Here is a 734-nt window from a genome sequence, read left to right on the forward strand (position 1 = left end):
GTCCCGGCTGGACGACCGAGCGCGCGCTGGCGCTCGCCGTCGAGCTCGGCGACTCCGGCGCGCGTCCCGGAGCAGGCGGCACGGCGGACCTCTGGGAGGCGCTCGCGACGCTCGCCGCGGCCGACCTCGGGATCGCACGGACGATCGAGCCGCACCTCGACGCGCTGGCGATCCTCGACCAGGAGCGCGCCGCCGCGGACGGAGGCGGGAGCGAGCCGGCCGACGGATCGGGCGCCGACGCCGGGCCGCGCACGTGGGGAGTGTTCGCCGCTGAGGGGGGCGGGGATCCGCTCGCCGCCGCCGCCGCCCCCGGATCCGACGCCGTCCGCCTCTCGGGCACGAAGCCGTGGTGCTCGCTCGCCGGATCGCTGACGCACGCGCTCGTCACCGCGGCCGTCCCCGAGGGCGGGCGCGGGCTCTTCGCGGTGGACCTGCGGCATCCCGGCGTCGAGGTCGTGCCCGGGGCGTGGGTCGCGCGCGGGCTGACGGAGGTCCCGAGCGGGCCGCTGCGCATGCGCGACGTCCCGGCGCGGCGCGTGGGCGAGCCCGGCTGGTACCTCGAGCGACCCGGGTTCCACTGGGGCGGGATCCAGGTCGCGGCCTGCTGGTACGGCGGCGCGGTCGGGCTGGCGCGCACGCTGCTGGTGGCCGCGTCCCGCGAGGGCGCCGACCGCCTGCTGCTCATGCACCTGGGCGCGGTCGACGCGGTGCTCGACGGCGCGCGTGCAGCGCTC

1 protein-coding gene is annotated in these 734 nt (G+C 79.3%); it reads left to right on the forward strand.

From position 1 onward, the window contains the following. The coding region (locus tag DZG00_RS16100; RefSeq protein ID WP_511172846.1) for an acyl-CoA dehydrogenase family protein at window positions 1–734 on the forward strand (734 nt) is incomplete at both ends.

The sequence above is a fragment of the Clavibacter lycopersici genome (assembly GCF_003576405.1).
GTDB lineage: Bacteria > Actinomycetota > Actinomycetes > Actinomycetales > Microbacteriaceae > Clavibacter > Clavibacter lycopersici.